Below are 19,380 nucleotides of genomic sequence, written 5' to 3' on the forward strand. Positions count from 1 at the left end.
GATGAAAAATAGATATATCAAAATATTTTGTGTCGCAATTGTTAGTGCTATGACATTAGCTTCATGCGATAAAGGATTCGAAGAAATGAATAAGAATCCAAACGCTTTAACAGATCCGGCGGTAAAATCAATGTTTACACTTGCTGAGATTTATGTAGACGGACAAGATTTCTCTAACACAAGAGGGAACAATTTATACGCAGCTCAAATTGTACAGCAGTTTTCTTCACTTGGAGGACCTGGTTCAAAATACACATATTCTTCAGAGTATTCAGCAGCGCTTTTTGGTGAAACTTACGGAAAAGGATTAAATCAGATTTTCCAGTTGTTATCTGTAGTCGAGAACACGCCAGAGAATTCAAATATGATTCAGGCCTGTAGAATTATGAAAGTTTTCTTGTTCCAAAAACTAACAGATACTTACGGTGAAGTTCCTTATTTTGAAGCAGGAAAAGGATACAACGGAAACGTTTTTTCTCCAAAATATGATACACAGGAAGCTATTTACAATGATCTTTTAAAAGAATTGGATGAAGCGGGAACTGCATTAGATGCTGGAAAACCTTTTGTTGGAAATGCCGATTTGTATTACCAAAGTGATGTTGCAAGATGGAAGAAATTGGCAAACTCTTTAATGTTAAGAGTAGCAATGCGTTTGTCTAAAGTAAATCCTGCAAAAGCAAAAGAATTTGTAGAAAAAGCGTATTCTAAAGGCGTTTTTACTTCAAATGATGACAGTTTGGTTCTAAAACACGATGCAGGTCCTGCTGGAGTTAAAACCAATCCAATCACCTCTTCTTGGGTGAGAAACGATTTGAACGGAGGAGAATCGAACATTAAATTCAGTAAAACATTCATCGATTTATTGAAAAATACAAACGATCCTCGTTTAAGAATTTATGCTAAACTAGAAGCAACAGGAGATAATAATCCTGCAAGTCAGCAAGGTTTGGCAAATGATGCAAAAGAATTTCCAGGAGGAGACAAAAAACTTTTCTCAGATCCAAATACTTCAACAGTATTGCGTTTAGATGCTCCAACATTGATTATGTCTTATGCTGAGGTTCAGTTTTTATTGGCTGAAGCTGCTGTAAAAGGATGGAATGTTGGCGGATCGGCTCAAACTTATTACGAAAATGGAGTGAGAGCGGCTATGAATATCTTAACCATTTTTGGAGATAAGGTACCAGCAGTTTCACCAGCAGAATACAATACTTACATTACGACATATCCTTTTAAAGCTTCAGGAACAGAAGCAGAAAAAATCGAACAGATTATCACTCAAAAATGGATTGTTTTATTGTTTAATGGTTTTGAAGCATTCTCAGAATACAGAAGAACGGGTTATCCTGTATTAGTTCCTGTTAATGATCCAACTGGAGAAACAAAAGGAACAATTCCAAGAAGATTAATTTATGATCAGTCAGAACTTATTACAAACGAGGCTAATTATAAAGAAGCAATTCAACGTCAAGGTTTAGATTTAATGACCACAAGAATCTGGTGGGATAAATAATTTTTAAATTAGGTTGGTTAGTTAAGATAAGTCGGGTACTGAGCATGCCCGGCTTATTTTTAAATCATCAAAATTGATTCGTCTGAAAGTGTAAGTATTGAAAAGTTATTTTACAGATTCAAATGCTTTTTTTTCGCATACAACAAATATAGTTTATGCTGAAAAAGATGGATTTAGTTTCTGTTTTTAAAAAATTTCAAAACTATACCTAAAGTGTATTTCAGTTTTTTGAATTTAAAAACGAACCATATCAAAATCAAAAATATAGTATAAGGCAGTGGTAAAGAAGATATTTCTAGTTGTATTTTAGAGTTACTAACAAAGAATAAATTCTCAAGAGAAGGAATGCTGCGGTCAGTTCTTTCCTTCTCTAAAACTGCCAAAAAAACCAGATTACTTACCTTTTTTAGTAATTTTAGAAGGTATAAAATATTACTCAGTAAAATGAACTATCAAAAAAGACTTCATTGGTTATTGTGTTCGTGTATGGCAGTTTTTACATCAATTGCCTCTGCGCAGCATATTGATCTAAAAAATAATTGGAAATACCGTGAAGAAAAAACACAAAAATGGTATCCAGCCCATGTGCCAGGAGAAATTCATACAGATTTACTAAAAAGTAAATTAATACCAGATCCGTTTTACAGAGATAACGAAAAAAAACTGCAATGGATAGAACGCAAAAACTGGGAATACAAAACCACTTTTCAGGTCACAGCAAATATGCTGAAAAAGAAAAACACAGATTTAGTTTTTGACGGATTAGATACTTATGCATCTGTTTACGTAAACAATAAGCTGGTTTTAAAAGCGGATAATATGTTTCGTCAATGGCGTGTTGAGGTAAAAAAAGTCTTGAAATCAGGAAATAACGATTTGAGAATCGTATTTCAATCGGCACAAAATGTGGTTGATTCGTTGGCTAAAAAAGATTATCCATTTGTAATTCCAGACAATCCGCGTGCTTATGTCCGTAAAGCACAATACCATTTTGGCTGGGATTGGGGACCAAAATTTACAACTTGCGGAATCTGGAAAACGCCAAGATTGGAATCTTATGACAAAAAAAATCCTGAGAAACCTTATGTTTTAAATCGAAAGATTGAATTAATACAAGAGCCAGATAGTTTGGGTAGATCTTTTTATTTTAAAATTGATGGAAAGCCAGTTTATATGAAAGGAGCCAATTATATTCCGTCTGATGCTTTTCTTTCTCGGGTAAACAAAAAAGAATACGAAAAAATAGTTTTATCTGCCAAAGAAGCCAATATGAACATGCTTCGCGTTTGGGGCGGGGGCATTTATGAAGACGATTATTTCTACGATTTATGCGATAAATACGGAATAAATGTCTGGCAGGATTTTATGTTCGCCGGTACAATGGTTCCTGGAGATGACGCCTTTTTTGATAATGTAAAAAAAGAAGTTCAGTATCAGGTAAAACGACTTCGCCATCATCCTAGCATCGTTTTATGGTGCGGTAACAACGAATCTGATGAAGCCTTTAAAAACTGGGGCTGGATGAAAAGTTTCAAAATTTCAAAACAAGATTCAATCCGTTTGTGGAAAGATTATACACGTTTATTTCATGACAGTATTCCGAAATGGGTAAAAGAAGTCGATGGTAAACGTCCTTATTTAAGTTCGTCGCCTTTACACCATTGGTCAAAAGCAAAAAGTGTAACCGAAGGAGACAGCCACTATTGGGGAATTTGGTGGGGATTGGAGGATATTGAAGCCGTTCAGAAAAAAACAGGACGTTTTGTGAGCGAATACGGAATGCTGTCTTTACCGAATTATGCTTCAATTGAAAGTTTTACTTCTCCAGAAGATCGTCATTTATATTCAGATATACTAAAAGTACATTTAAAAGCGGGCAAAGGTTTTGAGAAATTAGATTCCTATTTACGTAAATATTTTATCGATTCTTCTAAATTAAAAAAGATGAACTTGGAAGATTATGCCTATTTGAGTCAGTGTCTGCATTATTATTCAATCAAAAATATTGTTGGAATTCATCGTTCGAAAGCGCCTTACAATATGGGAACTTTAGTTTGGCAGTTAAATGACTGTTGGCCTGTAGCAAGCTGGAGTATTACTGATTATAATAACCGACAGCCAAAAGCAGCCTGGTATGCTATAAAGGAAGCGTACAGAGATGACATAAAACCAGAAACTGATTTTACACATCCGAAAGATTTACTATTAGAAGATCCAAAAATCAGCTGGGAAATAAAAGGAAATAACATAATCGTAAAAGCTAAGAAAATGGCAAAATACGTTTGCATTTCGATGAAAGGGTATAACGGAAAATGGAGCGATAATTATTTTGATTTAAAAGCAGGAGAAGAAAAAACAATTTCGTTTGAAGGGAAAATAACAAAACCAGAAATTAAAATTTATTCTTTGTTTGAGGTTTTGGAAAGATATAAATAGAGGTTCAAAGGTTCAGAGATACAAAGGGACAAAGGGACGAAGGGACAAAGGTTTAGTAGAGACGCACTGTATTGCGTCTAACACACAGAATTAAAAAATAAAATATGAGAATACTATTAAGTGGTGTCTTGGCATTAAATTTATTTTTTGCTAATCTGGCAATTTCACAGCAAAAAAAAGGAAAACAAAGCGATATAAATTATACACAATATGTAGATCCGCTTATTGGTTCGGCGGGTCATGGTCACGTATTTGTAGGTGCAAATGTTCCTTTTGGAGCGGTGCAGGTGGGTCCAGTAAATATTTTTGAAGGATGGGACTGGTGCAGCGGTTACAATTATGCCAGTAATACCATTTTGGGTTTCACACACACGCATTTAAGCGGAACTGGAATTGGAGATTTAAATGATATTTTGGTGCTTCCTGTAAGTGGAAAAGTCAGTTTGACAAAAGGAACAAAAGAAGATATGGTAAACGGTTACGGCTCGTATTTCTCTCATAAAAATGAAGTCGTAAAACCTGGATATTACAGCGTTTTATTGGATAAATATAAAGTCAAGGCTGAATTAACAGCCAGCGAAAGAGTTGGTTTTCATAAATATACTTTCGAAAACACAAACGATTCACATATTTTAATTGATCTGGCTGACGGAATTGGATGGGACAGACCCGTAAAAACTTTCATTAAAAAAATAAGCGAAACCAAAATTGAAGGATATCGCTATTCTGCAGGCTGGGCTTCAGATCAGCGTATTTATTTTGCAATGGAATTCTCTGAACCAATCAACAATATGATGGTTTATGACAGTACAGCTGTGATAAAAGGAACGGAAGGAGAAGGCTTAAAAATAAAAGCGGTTTTAGATTTTAAAACTTTAAAAAACAAACAGATTCTGGTAAAAGTCGGAATTTCTCCAGTAAGTGCCGAAAATGCATCTGCCAATATAAAAGCAGAAATTCCTGATTGGGATTTTGAAGCTATTGTAAAACTGGCAGATTCAAAATGGAACAAGGAACTTAATAAAGTTCAGATTAAAGCTGATGAAAAAACAATGAAAGTTTTTTATACTTCATTATATCATACGATGTTTGCTCCTTCTATTTTTAACGATGCCAACGGAGATTATAGAGGAACAGACAAAAAAGTGTATGAAAAAGCCAATTTTACCAACTACACGACTTTTTCGCTTTGGGATACTTACCGTGGACTGCATCCATTATACACCATTACACAGCCTGAAAAAATCAATGATATTGTAAAGTCATTTTTAGCGATTTATCAGCAGCAGGGCAGATTGCCGGTTTGGCATTTAATGGGCAACGAAACCAATACAATGAATGGAAATCATTCTATTGCCGTTATCGTCGACGCTTATTTAAAAGGATACCGAGATTATGATGTCAATTTAGCGTACGACGCCATTAAAAAAACGGCAATGCAAACGCGTGACGGAATGGATTATGTTCAGAGATTAGAATATATTCCTGCCGATAAAATGCTGGAATCTGTAGGGAATGCTTTAGAATATGCTATCGATGATTATTGTATTGCTTTGATGGCAAAAGCTTTAAACAAAACAGACGATTATACTTATTTTACCAAAAGAGCCAATTTATACAAACTGTATTTTGATAAAGAAACCACTTTTATGCGCGGTAAATTGACCAATGGAAATTGGAGAACACCGTTTAATCCGCTTTCTTCAGCACATCGAAAAGATGATTATGTCGAAGGAAATGCGTGGCAGTACACTTGGCTGGTTCCGCAAGATCCGTACGGTTTAATTGATTTGTTTGGCAGTGAAGATAAATTTATTGCAAAACTAGATTCACTTTTTTTAATAACTGATAAAGTAGAAGGAGAAGATGTTTCGCCGGATATTAGTGGTTTAATTGGTCAATATGCTCATGGGAATGAACCAAATCATCATATTCCGTATTTGTACGCTTATGCCGGACAGCCTTGGAAAACAGCGAAATTAATTCGAGAAATCGATGATAAATTCTACTCAACAAAACCAGACGGATTATGCGGGAACGAAGATTTAGGGCAAATGTCGGCTTGGTATATTTTATCTTCTATGGGATTCTATTCGGTTAATCCTGCAAACGGAATTTATGTTCTAGGAAGTCCATTAGTAAACAGTGCTGTAATTCATCATAAAAAAGGCATTTCATTTACGATAAATGCGGTTAATAACAGCGCATCAAATATCTATATTCAAAAAGCAGAATATAACGGAAAACCATATACAAAATCATATATCACGCAAGAGATGATTGTAAAAGGAGGAGAACTGAAATTATTTATGGGAAGTAAACCGTCAACAATATTTGGAGTTAAGAAAGAAGATAGGCCAATTTAGTATTGAAAAGTAAAAAGTAAAAAGTAAAAAGTAAAAAGTAAAAAGTAAAAAGTAAAAAGTAAAAAGTAAAATGTAAAATGTAAAGCGTAATGGACAGATCACATTTACATCTCACATCTCACATTTCACATTTCACAAATCACAAGAATATGAAAGTAAAGAGTTTAATTTTTTTAGGAATATTACAATCCTGTCTTTTTTTAAACGCGCAGGTAAAAGCTTTAGATCCTGTAGAATATGTAAACCCGTTAATGGGAACACAATCATTACATAATCTTTCGAACGGAAATACATATCACGCCATCTGCAGGCCGTGGGGAATGAATTTCTGGACCCCTCAAACGGGCAAAATGGGCGATGGATGGGCTTATACGTATACGGCAGAAAAAATTAGAGGATTTAAACAGACGCATCAGCCTTCACCTTGGATGAACGATTACGCTCAGTTTTCGATTATGCCCGTTACTGGTAAGTTGGCTTTCGCCGAAGATGAAAGAGCAAGCTGGTTTAGCCATAAAGCAGAGGTTTCAAAACCGTATTATTACAGCGTTTATTTGGCCGATCATGACGTTACGACCGAAATTACAACAACTGAAAGGGCAGCGCATTTTCAGATTACATTTCCCGAAAATGAAAAATCTTCTATTGTGATCGATGCATTTGATAAGGGGTCTTATATCAAAATAATTCCGTCAGAGAATAAAATAATAGGTTATACAACACGAAACAGCGGTGGAGTTCCTCAAAATTTCAAGAACTATTTTGTATTAGAATTTGATAAAAAGTTTCTAACTAATTCAACTTGGATTGATAAAATTTTGAGTGATAAATTGGAAGCTGAAGGAAATCATGTAGGAGCAGTTATCGGATTTAAAACTAAAAAAGGAGAAAAAGTAAATGTTAGAATAGCATCTTCTTTTATAAGTCCAGAACAGGCAGAATTGAACCTAAAAAACGAATTAGGGACATCGACTTTTGAAGAAACAGTTTCGCAATCTAAGGCCGAATGGAATAAAGTTCTAGGGAAAATTGCTGTAGAAGATAATAATACCGATCAGTTAAAGACTTTTTATTCTTGTTTATACCGTACAGTTTGTTTTCCTCAAAAACAGTATGAAATTGATCAAGACGGAAAAATTGTGCACTACAGTCCATACAACGGAAAAGTGTTGCAAGGCTATATGTATGTGGGAACGGGATTTTGGGACACTTTCCGTGCTTTATATCCTCTGTTAAATCTCGTTTATCCTTCTATAAACAAAGAAATGCAGGAAGGATTAATAAACGATTATAAAGAAGGAGGTTTTCTGCCAGAATGGTCAAGCCCAGGTTTTAGAAATGTAATGGTAGGAAATAATTCTGCTTCTGTAGTTTCAGATGCTTATATGAAAGGATTACGTGGTTATGATATCAATACTTTATACGAAGCTTTATTGCACGGAGCTAATAATGAAGGGCCAATGGATGCTGTGGGTAGAAAGGGAGTTCAGTACTACAATACTCTTGGGTATGTTCCGTATGACGTGAAGATTAATGAAAACGCCGCAAGAACGCTTGAATATGCCTATGATGATTTTGCGATTTGGAAATTGGCAAAAGCATTAAATCGCCCGAAAAAGGAAATCAGCCTTTTTGAAAAACGAATGCTGAATTATAAAAAACTCTACAATTCGGAAATTGGATTAATGAGCGGACGAAATAAAGACGGAAGTTTCCCTCCTAATTTTAATCCGTTCAAGTGGGGAGATGCTTTTACTGAAGGAAACAGTTGGCATTACAGTTGGAGTGTTTTTCATGACATTCAGGGCTTGATTGATTTAATGGGAGGAGAGAAAAATTTCACAGCGAAATTAGATGCAGTATTTACAATGCCTCCCGTTTTTGATGACAGTTATTATGGAGCCGTTATTCATGAAATCCGCGAAATGCAGATTATGAATATGGGACAATACGCTCACGGAAACCAGCCAATTCAGCACATGATTTATTTGTACAATTATGCAGGAGAGCCTTGGAAAACACAATATTGGTCAAGAGAAGTCATGAATCGTTTGTACAAGCCTACTCCAGATGGTTATTGCGGAGATGAAGATAACGGACAAACTTCTGCTTGGTATATTTTCTCAGCCATGGGATTCTATCCAGTTTGTCCGGGAACAGAAGAATATGTTTTGGGAGCGCCTTTGTTTAAGAAAACAACTTTGCAGTTAGAAAACGGAAAGCAGCTTATTATCAATGCGCCTAATAATTCAGAAACTAACAAATATGTAAACGAATTAAAATGGGATAATGTTCTTCATTCTAAAAATTACATCAATCACTTTGATGTGTTGAAAGGAGGAGAATTAAATTTTGATATGACCAATTCTCCTAATTTTAAAAGAGGTACAACAAAAGAAGCATTCCCATATTCTTATTCAACTTCAAAATAAAAATATATGCAGTCACGTAGAAAATTTATAAAAAACGCAGGCATTTTTTCAGCAGGATTATTAGCACTTCAGACAGAAGCTTTCGGATTTAATTCAGATACTTTTCAGTTTCCACTAAAAGATTTTGTTTCAAAAAGGCCTCCTGTTGCCGAAAGAAAATTTACAAGTAAAGCAATTGAAGCCGCTATCGTGCGCATTAAAAAACAAATTGCCAATCCAGAACTGGCATGGATATTTGAAAACTGTTTTCCAAATACCCTAGACACCACAGTTGATTTTGAGGTTATTGATGGAAAACCAGATACCTACGTAATTACAGGAGATATTGATGCCATGTGGCTAAGAGATAGTACAGCGCAGATCTGGCCGTATATTCCGTTTGTAAAAGAAGATCCGAAACTGGCCGAATTGGTGAAAGGAGTAATTAATCGTCAAGCGAAATGTATCCTGTTGGATCCGTATGCGAATGCTTTTTATAAAGATTTTACTAAGGAAAGCGAATGGAAAAATGACCTTACCAAAATGCAGCCCGGAATTCATGAAAGAAAATGGGAAATTGATAGTTTGTGTTACCCAGTTCGCTTAGCACACGGCTATTGGAAAGAAACGGGAGATATTAGTTTGTTTGATGCAAAATGGAAAGAAGCGATGCTTTTGGTTCTGCAGACTTTTAAAGAACAGCAGCGAATGGATGGAAAAGGCGGACCTTATAGTTTTCAGCGTCAGACGGCATGGGCAACAGACGGCGTTCCGCTAGGGGGTTATGGTTATCCTGTAAAACCTTGCGGATTAATTGTTTCAACTTTCAGGCCAAGCGACGATTCTACTTTATTCGGTTATCTGATTCCGAGTAATATGTTTGCGATCGAAATCTTAGGATATCTGATTGAAATTTTCTCTCTTCCAGCCTTAAAGGATAATGATTTGGTTGCGAAAGCCACAAAATTAAGAGATGAGGTTCAGAAGGGTCTTAATGAACACGGAATTATCAATCACCCAAAATTCGGAAAAATTATAGCTTTTGAAGTAAACGGATATGGCAGTTTCCACATGATGGACGATGCCAATGTACCGTCATTATTATCATTGCCGTATTTAGGTGCTATTGCTCCAAATGACCCTTTATATCTGAATACAAGAAAAGTAGTACTGTCTGAGAATAATCCGTTTTTTTATAAAGGAAAAGCAGGAGAAGGTATTGGTGGTCCGCACACAGGAGTAGATACGATTTGGCCAATGAGTATTGTTTTGAGAGCCATTACAAGTGTAGACGAAAAAGAAATAAAAAACTGCATCAGCAATTTAATAAAAACAAATGCCGATACTGGATTTATGCACGAATCATTTCATAAAGACGATGTAAACAAGTTTACCCGTAAATGGTTTGCTTGGGCGAATACATTATTTGGTGAAATGATTGTTCACACCAGTATCCATTACCCTCATATTTTGAAAGATAAAAATATCTAGTACTAAAAAGCGAAATAATTAAAAATGAATACATCACACGCCATTGGGCTGGATATAGGAGGAACGCATATCACAGCTGCGGTTATTAATAAAACAGAGATGAAGGTTCTTGATTTTTCTCTCTGTAAAGAATCTTTCGATTCGAATAGACCTGCAGATGAGGTTATGAGCATTTGGAAAAAAGTAATTCACACCGCAATAGAAAATTCTAAAATTAAAGATATCGCAGGAATTGCAATTTGCATGCCTGGACCATTTGATTATAAAAATGGCATTTGCTGGATTAAAGATCAGTCTAAATACGAACATTTTTACGGATTAAACATTCGAGAATTGCTTTTAGAAACTTTAGATTTTCCTGCAAATTTTCCAATTCTTTTTGAAAATGACGCTGTTTGTTTTGGAAAAGGAGAAGTTTTTAAACAACAGGAAAATCTTTCTAAAAAAGTAATGGCTGTAACATTAGGCACAGGATTAGGAGCTTGTTTTATTGACAAAGGAGCATCAATAAGTTCGGGTAATTCTGTTCCCGCTGATGGCGAAATATACAATTTATCTTATAAAGATGGAATTGCAGAAGATTATGTTTCAGTTAGAGGTCTTTTATCACATTACAAATCATTAAGTGGTAGCGATCTTAATAATGGTTTAGAACTTTACAATCTAGCGAAAAATGGAGATAAGCAGGCAATTCAGGTATTTGAAAGAATGGGAGAGGACTTAGCAACAGTCGCAATTCCATGGATTGCCAACTTTACAGCAGATCATATTATTATTGGTGGAAAAATAGCCAATGCAAGCGATTTGTTTTTGCATTCCTTTAATAAAATAATTCAGGAATCTGGTTTTAAAATTGAGGTTTCCATTTCAAATGACAATGAAGTTGCAGCCTTATTAGGAGCAGTCAGTTTTCTTTGTGATTAAAATAAAAACGGATGAGGTAAAACTCATCCGTTTTTGTTTTACAGTTGTTTTAAAGCTTTTTAGGTTGCCTTTGTAAAAGTTTTGTCAGTTCTGTGGAAACAGCATATTTTCAAAAGCAATAAAAAAATCCTTTAAATCGTAAGATTTAAAGGATTTAACTTTTAGAGTTTCTTTTGAAACTTCTGCTGGCGGAGAAAGAGGCTCCGCCACCTGTATCGTAAGCCCCAGTAAACACTGGGCGTAATGTTATGTCAAAAAAAGCAGGGCACTAATAGGGCACTCTTAAAATTCTTGGGTTTATTAACCTCTGCAAATGTAGGAAAAAAAATCGAGAAATGGCTGGAAAATATCGAGAAAACGGGTCTTTGTAAATTCAGTGAAACTATCAATATAAAAAAACTAATTAAGGTAGTATAAATGCATTGCGGTTATTTTTGTAAAAATATTAGTGCTAATTTTAAGTTCTTATTAATTTTCGTCATCTGCTTCTGTGAACCATGAATTCAAATTATTAAAATTTATAATATTTGGATTTTCAGAAATAACTGGAAAACGAGTAACTACAAAATGTTCAATTTCAGTTTTTTCTAATTTTTCTAATAATAGCAGCTCTCTCGACTTTTCTTTTAACAGAGATCTTTCATAGTAATTTACAAGTAGAGAATTTAACTGAGACATTTTTTTATAGTCCTGACTAATGTCAGATATTTCAACGAAATTATTTTTGCATTGAAAATTGAAAATTTTATCTTTTTTCACCGTCACGACGTCAAATTCTTTTCGGTTTATTCGTGTAATACCAGAATTTAAATATCCTTTTTCATTAAGTATTTGCGATACTCGAGACTCAAAAATAAAACCAGAATGCACCTGAAATCTTCTGTTTTTAAGAAGAGACGAATAAATAGTCCTATAGACAAATCTCATAAGTAAAACGACAGTCGAGTAATATTGGTTTTCAATTCGTTGAAATGGAGCAGGGGAGTTTAATGTTTCAAAATATTCCTGCGAATTATTAAATAAACAAAGTGATTTGTACTTACTTGAAATTTCCTCGAAACGAGTATTACTAATTTCAAAGTCAAAATCATTTATTAAACTTGGAGCTAAGTCGCATAATAATAAATTTATTTCATTGAATTCCGTTAAGGTTTCGACCTTATATTTTTTAAAATAATCTTCAAATTGCATCATGCAATTTGCAATTTCGCTAAAAGAAAAAATTTTTGATGTAGATTTTCCAAGATTTTGCCTTACTATTAGGGGCTCAGGTCGTAACTCTATCTGATCAGCAAGCGAAAGTCTTTGGGGATCTAAAAAAAAAGAGTCCAAATGCTTAAACTCATAATTCGCTTTTGCGACACTGCCATCACTTTTAAGCTCATAATCATCATAGCAATGATTTAAAATCAAGCCAAAATGTGCTGAAGTAACACCAACCATAAAATGATCAATATAGTACTGAAAGTCACTTAGCAAATTAATAAAATCAAGTTTTCTTTTACCTTTGGCAACTTTAGGAATCAAATTTAAAAATGCTAAATAATATAGTCGTCTTGATTGTAAATAAAGTATACTCTTGGCAACGGTAGATGTATTAAATTCATTTCCGAAATCATTCCAAATTTTCTGATCTTGAAAGGTTTTATCAATACTTCCCAGCATTATTGCCATATTTTTAAATCTGTTCCATATTTCAATATCAAAAGTGTTCTCTATTATGGAACGAAGTTCTCCCAATTTTACCAAATTTTGTCTATTGGTAAAATCTAAATTAAGCGATAGATATTTAAGTCTATTAATCGGGTTTTTTAATTCATAGGCAATATTAATAAATTCATCAATTGACTGGATTAGCAAACGCCAATTTTCAAATAGTGAAACAGCATCATATTCTGCAATTAGATTATTTAATTGATTAATATTATATTTAATAGCACTATTGTAAAATGACGATAATTCCTGCTCTTTTAATACTCCCGTAAACATTTTCATTGTTAGTAAATTATAACGATTTAAATAGAAAAATTAACTGTCTTTACTTCGATTACAATTTCATTGTTAAAATTGTTGAAAATGTTTTAAGTAAGATATCACAAAAAAAAGTATTCTAATTTAGATAACAAAACTCAATGGAGTTATTTAATGAAAAAATACTACAAATTATGAATATAAGAACTGTACATTATAAATTTGGTTTCTGATTTCGCTTTTCGGATTCATTTTAAATCTTTACACAATTAAAAATTTAGTTTATGAAGAAGAATACCTTTCCGAACTTTAAAGTTATTACTTTTAAGGTTGGGCAGCACAAAGTTCACAGATTTATTACTATTCATTAAATTATATAATTTACCTTTATCACAAAGTTGTCTGTGGTATAGATTATTTTTAGGAAAAGCGATCATTTTTTAATAATACATTTCCCTATTCTTCAAAATCTCTACTTACTAAATTGAAATTGCTTTAGCTGTCTGTAAAATAGTTAGTAAATATGAGCTTTTTTCGAACTATTTTCAAACTAATCATAATTTTGTAATGAATTTTATTGACGAATTATTCTTGCAATAATCTGCAGTGACTAATTTGTTTGGGAGAAGAAGCAATTTTATTATAATTAAATAATATTGACTCCGGGAATATTCTCATTACTTGTATAATCGATTTCAATTACTATACTTAATTTTACCCGAGTTTCATTCTTCGAATTTATTTTCATATTTGTAAGGCACTGCTGTAGTTTTAATGACAATTTATTGGAAATATTAACGGAGGTATTTTTTTCGTATTTTTGCAATAAACTGAATAGAATGATAACCACTCAAACTCCCGAAACATGGAGAGATTTACAAATTAAGGTTGGTGCAATTTTACAGCAATGTGGCTTCAAAACTGATATCGAAAAAACGCTAACCAGTGCACGTGGCAAGGTTGAAGTTGATGTTTACGCTGAAGAAGTCATAGATGGCAGGCAGTATTCTATCGTATGTGAATGTAAATATTGGAAATCCAATATTCCACAAACTGTGATTCATGGTTTTAGAACTGTGATAAATGATTTAGGTTGTAATATCGGTTATATTGTAACAACCAGCGATTTTCAAATTGGGGCAGTTGCTGCAGCTGAAAAAACAAATGTAGAGCTTCTTACTTGGGAAAAATTCCAAGGCATATTTTTTAATAGTTGGTATTCAAGTTATTTTTGCCGAGCATTATCAGAATTTACTTATCTTGATGTTGACTATGATTGGGTTGATTGGTTTGATGATTTGACGCCTGAAGATCGAAGTTTTTATAACGATTTAAAAAATAAATTGGAAGAAATTGATGAAGTAAAATCTCATTTTCCATATCCGATATTTGGTAAAATAGGCATGAATTTTATTATTCCAAAGCTACCTTTATGTGAAAATCTCTATAGTAGTGAATACTATGGATATTTGCCTAATGAAGTTTTAAACGAAACAGGTTATGAGGAGCTATTATGGAAACTGAAAACCTATGCAAAACCTTTAATTGACGATTTTAGAATACTTGACAAGAAATATTCTGAGATACAACAGTAATCCAATAATACTTGACAATGGCAATTACAACTTATAAGACAGATATTCCAGAATCATTTTCAAACAGTGAGCTACAGATCTTTATTAACTTGCTAACTAAGCAGGACAAAGTCAGGAATCCTTCAATAGAGAAATTATATAGATGTAAATATTTGTCAGTGTGTATGGTCGGTGATGAAATAGTTTCCATCGGAGCGACTAAGCCTAAAACCAATAGTGATTTTGACCCAGCTAAAGCAGACCTTCCTCATTTAAGCGTAAATTTTCGCTGGGAAATCGGATATTGTTACACTGATCCTGACCATATAGGTAAGGGCTATTCTTCTTCGATTGTGGAAAAGCTTATAGGAAAACTACCTGAAATTAATTTAATGGCATCAACAGAACTTCGAAAGGATAATTCTATGCTTCGAATTTTAGAGCGAAATGGTTTTAAGCAATTCGGTAACGTTTGGAAAAGTACAATACATAACGGTGATTTGGGTTTGTTTTTAAAATTTCCGGTTTCTGAATGACAATATGGTGCTATTCCTCCAAATAGGATATTCCTTTTTTTCTAAGAAAGACAAATGATTTTACTGGCAATGGCAAGCTATTCCTTGATATGTATGAAAGAGGTATTTCGTCAGCAGTCAGTATAAAAGACTTAATATCATAGCTATCTATATCCGCTACAAACTTCACCAATGAAGATTTATTTTGTAGTAGCCATTTATGGCGATCATTATGCTTTCTCATCTTGGCTTTTTTGTCATTACCATCTCTGCCTAGATAATCGTCCATTTCAACTTTCATTTCATGAACATTTCTTCCTCCCGTTATATTCTTGCATTCAATAGGATATACGACTTTTTTGTTGTGGTCAATTACCAGAAGATCTATGTCTCCATAGGCCTTATCAGTCTTAAGATGAAGATCAGTTACATCTTTGTTCATTTTAATCTCATAGGGAACTATCTCAAAAGTGGTCTCTTTTTCAAACCATTCCTTGACTTGATTTCTGAAGGGACTTCCTTTTTCGCCTGAAATACCAGCCAGCCATGATTTCATCAATGCAGTTTTTGGATTGGGAAGCTTGCTTGTATAAAGCAAGTATAGCAAATTATCTGCAAATTGCACAAGATGGCGGTAGCCATAATAATAGAAGATTCCAGTTTCTTCATTTACTTTGACCAAAGGTCTTCGTAAATAAGAGATAGGACGGTTGTATCTCCATGGAAAAATATCCTGTCCGGTATATCCTGCTGGAGGAGCACCTATAGTATCTCTTTCCAACAGAGAAAGAAGGGCAAGAGCGGTGGTAATTTCGTCAGCGGTTATATTCTCAATTTTTTTTAATATTTCAATGCAATGTCTTTCTTCCAAAATTATGCAAGGATCGCCTTTGGAAAAGCCTTCATGTACTAACGCACCTATAATTTTTGATAGGGTGGTAAGTGAAATTCCAAATTCAACGCTAAACGCGAGATCAAGTGCCTTCGAATCTTCGGTTTCGATTGCAGGTCCAGACTTTATTTCATTTACATATTTTGCATCGAAACCTTCAATAAACCTGAATATCTCACTTTCATTCTTCGCAATTGCGTAAGGAGTAAAAGCTTCTCTTTCCATTGTTTTTTCTGTACCGATACGCCCAGATGGTAATAAACCCATTTGAGGATTGTCGATCTTAGCACGTATTGCTTCACTTAGCGATCCCCATTGCGTGATCTGATTGACTAGTGCTAATAGTTCGTCAGTGTCGTCGAGGTTAGGCCATTTATCGCCATTTGGAATTTTTAATGCCACAAATTCTATGAGTGTCCTGATTGCATGGGCAGTGGTAATAAGGTTTTGTCCTTTACTACTCAATCTTTTTCTTTCATTTTCCTCATCACTGAAACAAGCAATTTTGGCTGGGAGCAGAATTTCCTTGAATTCTTTTATTTGGATACATTTTTCATTAAAGGGTATAAGCCATCTTAGCAAGGCTTTTCCATCAAATACAGCTAGTTTTGAAGTTATTTGGACAATTAGTGCGGTAACTATATCGTCACAAAGCTTTATTTTTCCAGCAATGTCTGCTATAGTTTCAGGAATCTCATATCCTTCCGGGAGATATCCTTTCAGGTTATCCAATATATGAGAAATATCTGCGTCGTCTAAATACCGAAGCCTTGGCAGGCGTCTATCATCCATTCTAACATTTCGAGATACATCACTGAACAGTAACATTTTTGCTTGTGAAGGACTCAAAGTTTCGTCGATGATTTGGTCAATTATTTCCGGGCTAAGGCTTGTGCTTTTACCTGCAGCTTCTATATAAAGAACCATGCCATCCAATACCGAGCGCATTAAAATCTTATCAGCAGTATTATCAGGTAGCGTTAGGCTATACATGAATTCAAATGGTATTCCAATTTTTAGGACAGGAGGTACGATTTCATGAGTAAGTTTTATGCTTCCACTGTCTACTACCTTAACTTCGAAATCCTGACCGTTTGCTATTCTGCTGTCTGCTACAATTTCAATTTCAAACTGCACAAGATTAAGTTCGGCTAAATACGGCGCAAGTAGATTATGCATTTTATACAGCCAAAAAGCTACAGCTTCGCAGGTATCGGTCGCCCAACTTTCTTCATATGCCCTAGTTTGGGTATTGGTTATCCATATTGGCATCTTAAAGCCTTCTATTACAATACGGAAATTTGTACTTACTTCCCTTTCTATATAAATGGGGGCATATTCTCGGTATCTTGATACTTTTGCATAACCAATTTGACCCGTAGCAAATATACGAACTGCATGTAGATTCTGCTGTTTTTGTACATCCATAGCAAAATCGGCAGCCCCTCCGTTTAGAATGGTCATCAATCCTCCGAAAGGATTAATGTTATCAGAATCCAGTAAACTATAATTATTTGCTTTATATATTGCATAGATATCCAAAATTCCGCCAAGGGTAAAGATTTCGAATTGCGCACTGGTCCAATTGTAGCATTTGGCAAATTTCCACAATGATAATACATTGGTATCTTTGTCAGTTAAAATGGTATTAAGTTCTCTATAGCGAATAGCTAAACATTGATAGTCGAGTTGAGATTGAACTGGTAAAAAGCTAAATTCTTCTGAAGCTTCAGCGGTAACATAAAGGCAAAAGATATCAAAGTTCTGATTTGTATTTAGTGATTTTAAGTAAGCAACTACTTCTTGTGCTCTTTGCTCAAGTGAATTTGCATTGGAAGCCGCAGCGCGTTCTATGTAGCAGACGTATGCTAGTTTTTGATTGTCAAATTGAAATACAGCCTCTCTAATAGCTATATTTGTTTGTGGTAAAGTAATATCTGTTTCCAGCCAGCCTGTGACTGATAAATTTCTGCAGGTAATATCAAATTGTCGGGTATGTAGCAAGCTTTCTACTTCTTCATAACAATCATGTTTTTTCGCACTTGCAAATATGAACTGGACCAGTGAGTGAACAATCGATGTTGGCATATATAGAAGAAAAGAATCATCCACTTCAATCAATGGCTTAATATTTACAACATTATTGTCAGGATTATCGTCATTTAGTTCTGAGCTAGCCGGCTTTAGAATAAAGGCGTCAATGGTAGCTTTATCATATTGATGAAGTTCACATATTTTAGAAATATAATCTTTAGAAAAATATAATGCTTGTATTAGCTCAGAAGCTTTATCATGTTGAGATAATCTGATATTTTTATGTGTACTTTTTTCGTATTGAAAAGGAATATGTCCAGCATCAGTAGCTACATTTTGGCTCATGAACAATAGCAGTCCTACCGCATCCCTGATTTGCTTGATAAATTCTTTATCTAGTTCGTTCCTCTGAAGAAATATGCATTCTGTGAGCTCATTCAGAACTCCGGTAAAGCCGTCATGTATTCCAGGATAAACTGTGTAGTTTCCTTCTTCAAAGATTGCATTTTCAGTAAAAGCGCAATTTGGAGCATTTTCATTTTCTACTCCTTCTGTATGGTTTTCTATCGCTTCTTGCAGCGTTCCCCAAGTGGCGATTGGTCTACTATCATTTTCTTTCACTTGAAGAAGGATTTTCCTTGCCATTTGCTCAAACCTGAAATTTTTACCATGGTTTTCTGGCTCCAGTTGCAATACAGCGAGCAGACCTAATATTTGCAGTGGATTTTTTTGTTGCAAGAGTTCGGCGAAATCGATATGTTTTGATTCCTTAGCTGGTCGTGCAACATCTTCTTTTTTGTTTAAATGACAATACTTATATTTTTTTCCACTGCCGCAATGGCAAATGTCATTTCTTTGTAATTCTCCCATTTAAACTATTCAATTATTAAAATTTTTTCCAACCCTGACATCTTTCAAAAGACTACAATTTAGTTTCTAAAGCCATTTTTTAAAGGGGGATTATTAATGCTGCTTTTTGATTATCCTGTTTTTGTTGGGCCTTTTAATCCTTATGAGAATATCGATACGACGATTAATTCGGTATGCACAAGTTAACAAATTCTCATTTCAATATCGATAAGTAATGTAAATATATTAAAATTTAACATATTAGAGAATTCTCTTAAATGTTGATTTTTAGTTGCTTTAGGTATTCCAATTTTTTAATAATGGAATTTTAGGTGGTATACTTTAAAATACTTTTTAGATCTTAATATACTTATTATAATTGTTACCATGTTGGAAGAAGT

At 34.2% G+C, this 19,380-nt stretch carries 10 protein-coding genes; 8 read left to right on the plus strand and 2 right to left on the minus strand.

Going from position 1 to position 19,380, the window contains the following annotated elements; all coding sequences use genetic code 11:
- Position 1: 1 nt before the first annotated feature.
- The 6 genes from QMG60_RS09545 (at position 2) to QMG60_RS09570 (ending at position 11,144) form a co-directional block, all read left to right on the plus strand.
- Complete coding sequence (locus tag QMG60_RS09545; RefSeq protein ID WP_281867631.1) at positions 2-1,516, plus strand: SusD/RagB family nutrient-binding outer membrane lipoprotein; 1,515 nt, start codon at positions 2-4, stop codon at positions 1,514-1,516.
- A 444-nt stretch (positions 1,517-1,960) separates the two neighbouring features.
- Positions 1,961-3,952: a glycoside hydrolase family 2 protein gene (locus QMG60_RS09550; RefSeq protein WP_281867632.1), complete on the plus strand. Its 1,992-nt coding sequence runs from the start codon at positions 1,961-1,963 to the stop codon at positions 3,950-3,952.
- A gap of 104 nt (positions 3,953-4,056) precedes the next feature.
- The gene (locus QMG60_RS09555) at positions 4,057-6,318 is read left to right on the plus strand and encodes a GH92 family glycosyl hydrolase (RefSeq protein ID WP_281867633.1); all 2,262 of its coding nucleotides are present in this window, start codon (positions 4,057-4,059) and stop codon (positions 6,316-6,318) included.
- 149 nt (positions 6,319-6,467) lie between these two features.
- Positions 6,468-8,750 carry a GH92 family glycosyl hydrolase gene (locus QMG60_RS09560; protein WP_281867634.1) on the plus strand — a complete coding sequence of 761 codons (2,283 nt, stop codon included), beginning with the start codon at positions 6,468-6,470 and terminating at the stop codon, positions 8,748-8,750.
- Between the two features lie 6 nt (positions 8,751-8,756).
- A complete protein-coding gene (locus tag QMG60_RS09565; RefSeq protein ID WP_281867635.1) occupies positions 8,757-10,220 on the plus strand; it encodes a glycoside hydrolase family 125 protein in 1,464 nt (487 codons plus the stop codon).
- 24 nt (positions 10,221-10,244) lie between these two features.
- Complete coding sequence (locus tag QMG60_RS09570; protein WP_281867636.1) at positions 10,245-11,144, plus strand: ROK family protein; 900 nt, start codon at positions 10,245-10,247, stop codon at positions 11,142-11,144.
- Between the two features lie 468 nt (positions 11,145-11,612).
- On the opposite strand, the gene QMG60_RS09575 is transcribed toward QMG60_RS09570, so the two are convergent.
- Positions 11,613-13,139, minus strand: a complete 1,527-nt coding sequence (locus tag QMG60_RS09575; RefSeq protein WP_281867637.1) for a hypothetical protein — start codon at positions 13,137-13,139, stop codon at positions 11,613-11,615.
- Positions 13,140-13,954: 815 nt separating this feature from the next.
- On the opposite strand from QMG60_RS09575, the gene QMG60_RS09580 reads away from it, so the two are divergent.
- Together QMG60_RS09580 and QMG60_RS09585 are read left to right on the plus strand one after the other, a co-directional pair.
- Positions 13,955-14,710 carry a restriction endonuclease gene (locus QMG60_RS09580; RefSeq protein ID WP_281867638.1) on the plus strand — a complete coding sequence of 252 codons (756 nt, stop codon included), beginning with the start codon at positions 13,955-13,957 and terminating at the stop codon, positions 14,708-14,710.
- 17 nt (positions 14,711-14,727) lie between these two features.
- On the plus strand, positions 14,728-15,225 hold the full coding sequence (locus QMG60_RS09585; RefSeq protein ID WP_281867639.1) for a hypothetical protein: 498 nt from the start codon (positions 14,728-14,730) through the stop codon (positions 15,223-15,225).
- A gap of 10 nt (positions 15,226-15,235) precedes the next feature.
- Here QMG60_RS09585 and QMG60_RS09590 read toward each other — a convergent pair whose 3' ends face one another.
- Positions 15,236-19,000: an SEC-C domain-containing protein gene (locus QMG60_RS09590; RefSeq protein WP_281867640.1), complete on the minus strand. Its 3,765-nt coding sequence runs from the start codon at positions 18,998-19,000 to the stop codon at positions 15,236-15,238.
- Between the last annotated feature and the right edge of the window lie 380 nt (positions 19,001-19,380).

Source organism: Flavobacterium sp. GSB-24, assembly GCF_027924665.1.
GTDB lineage: Bacteria > Bacteroidota > Bacteroidia > Flavobacteriales > Flavobacteriaceae > Flavobacterium.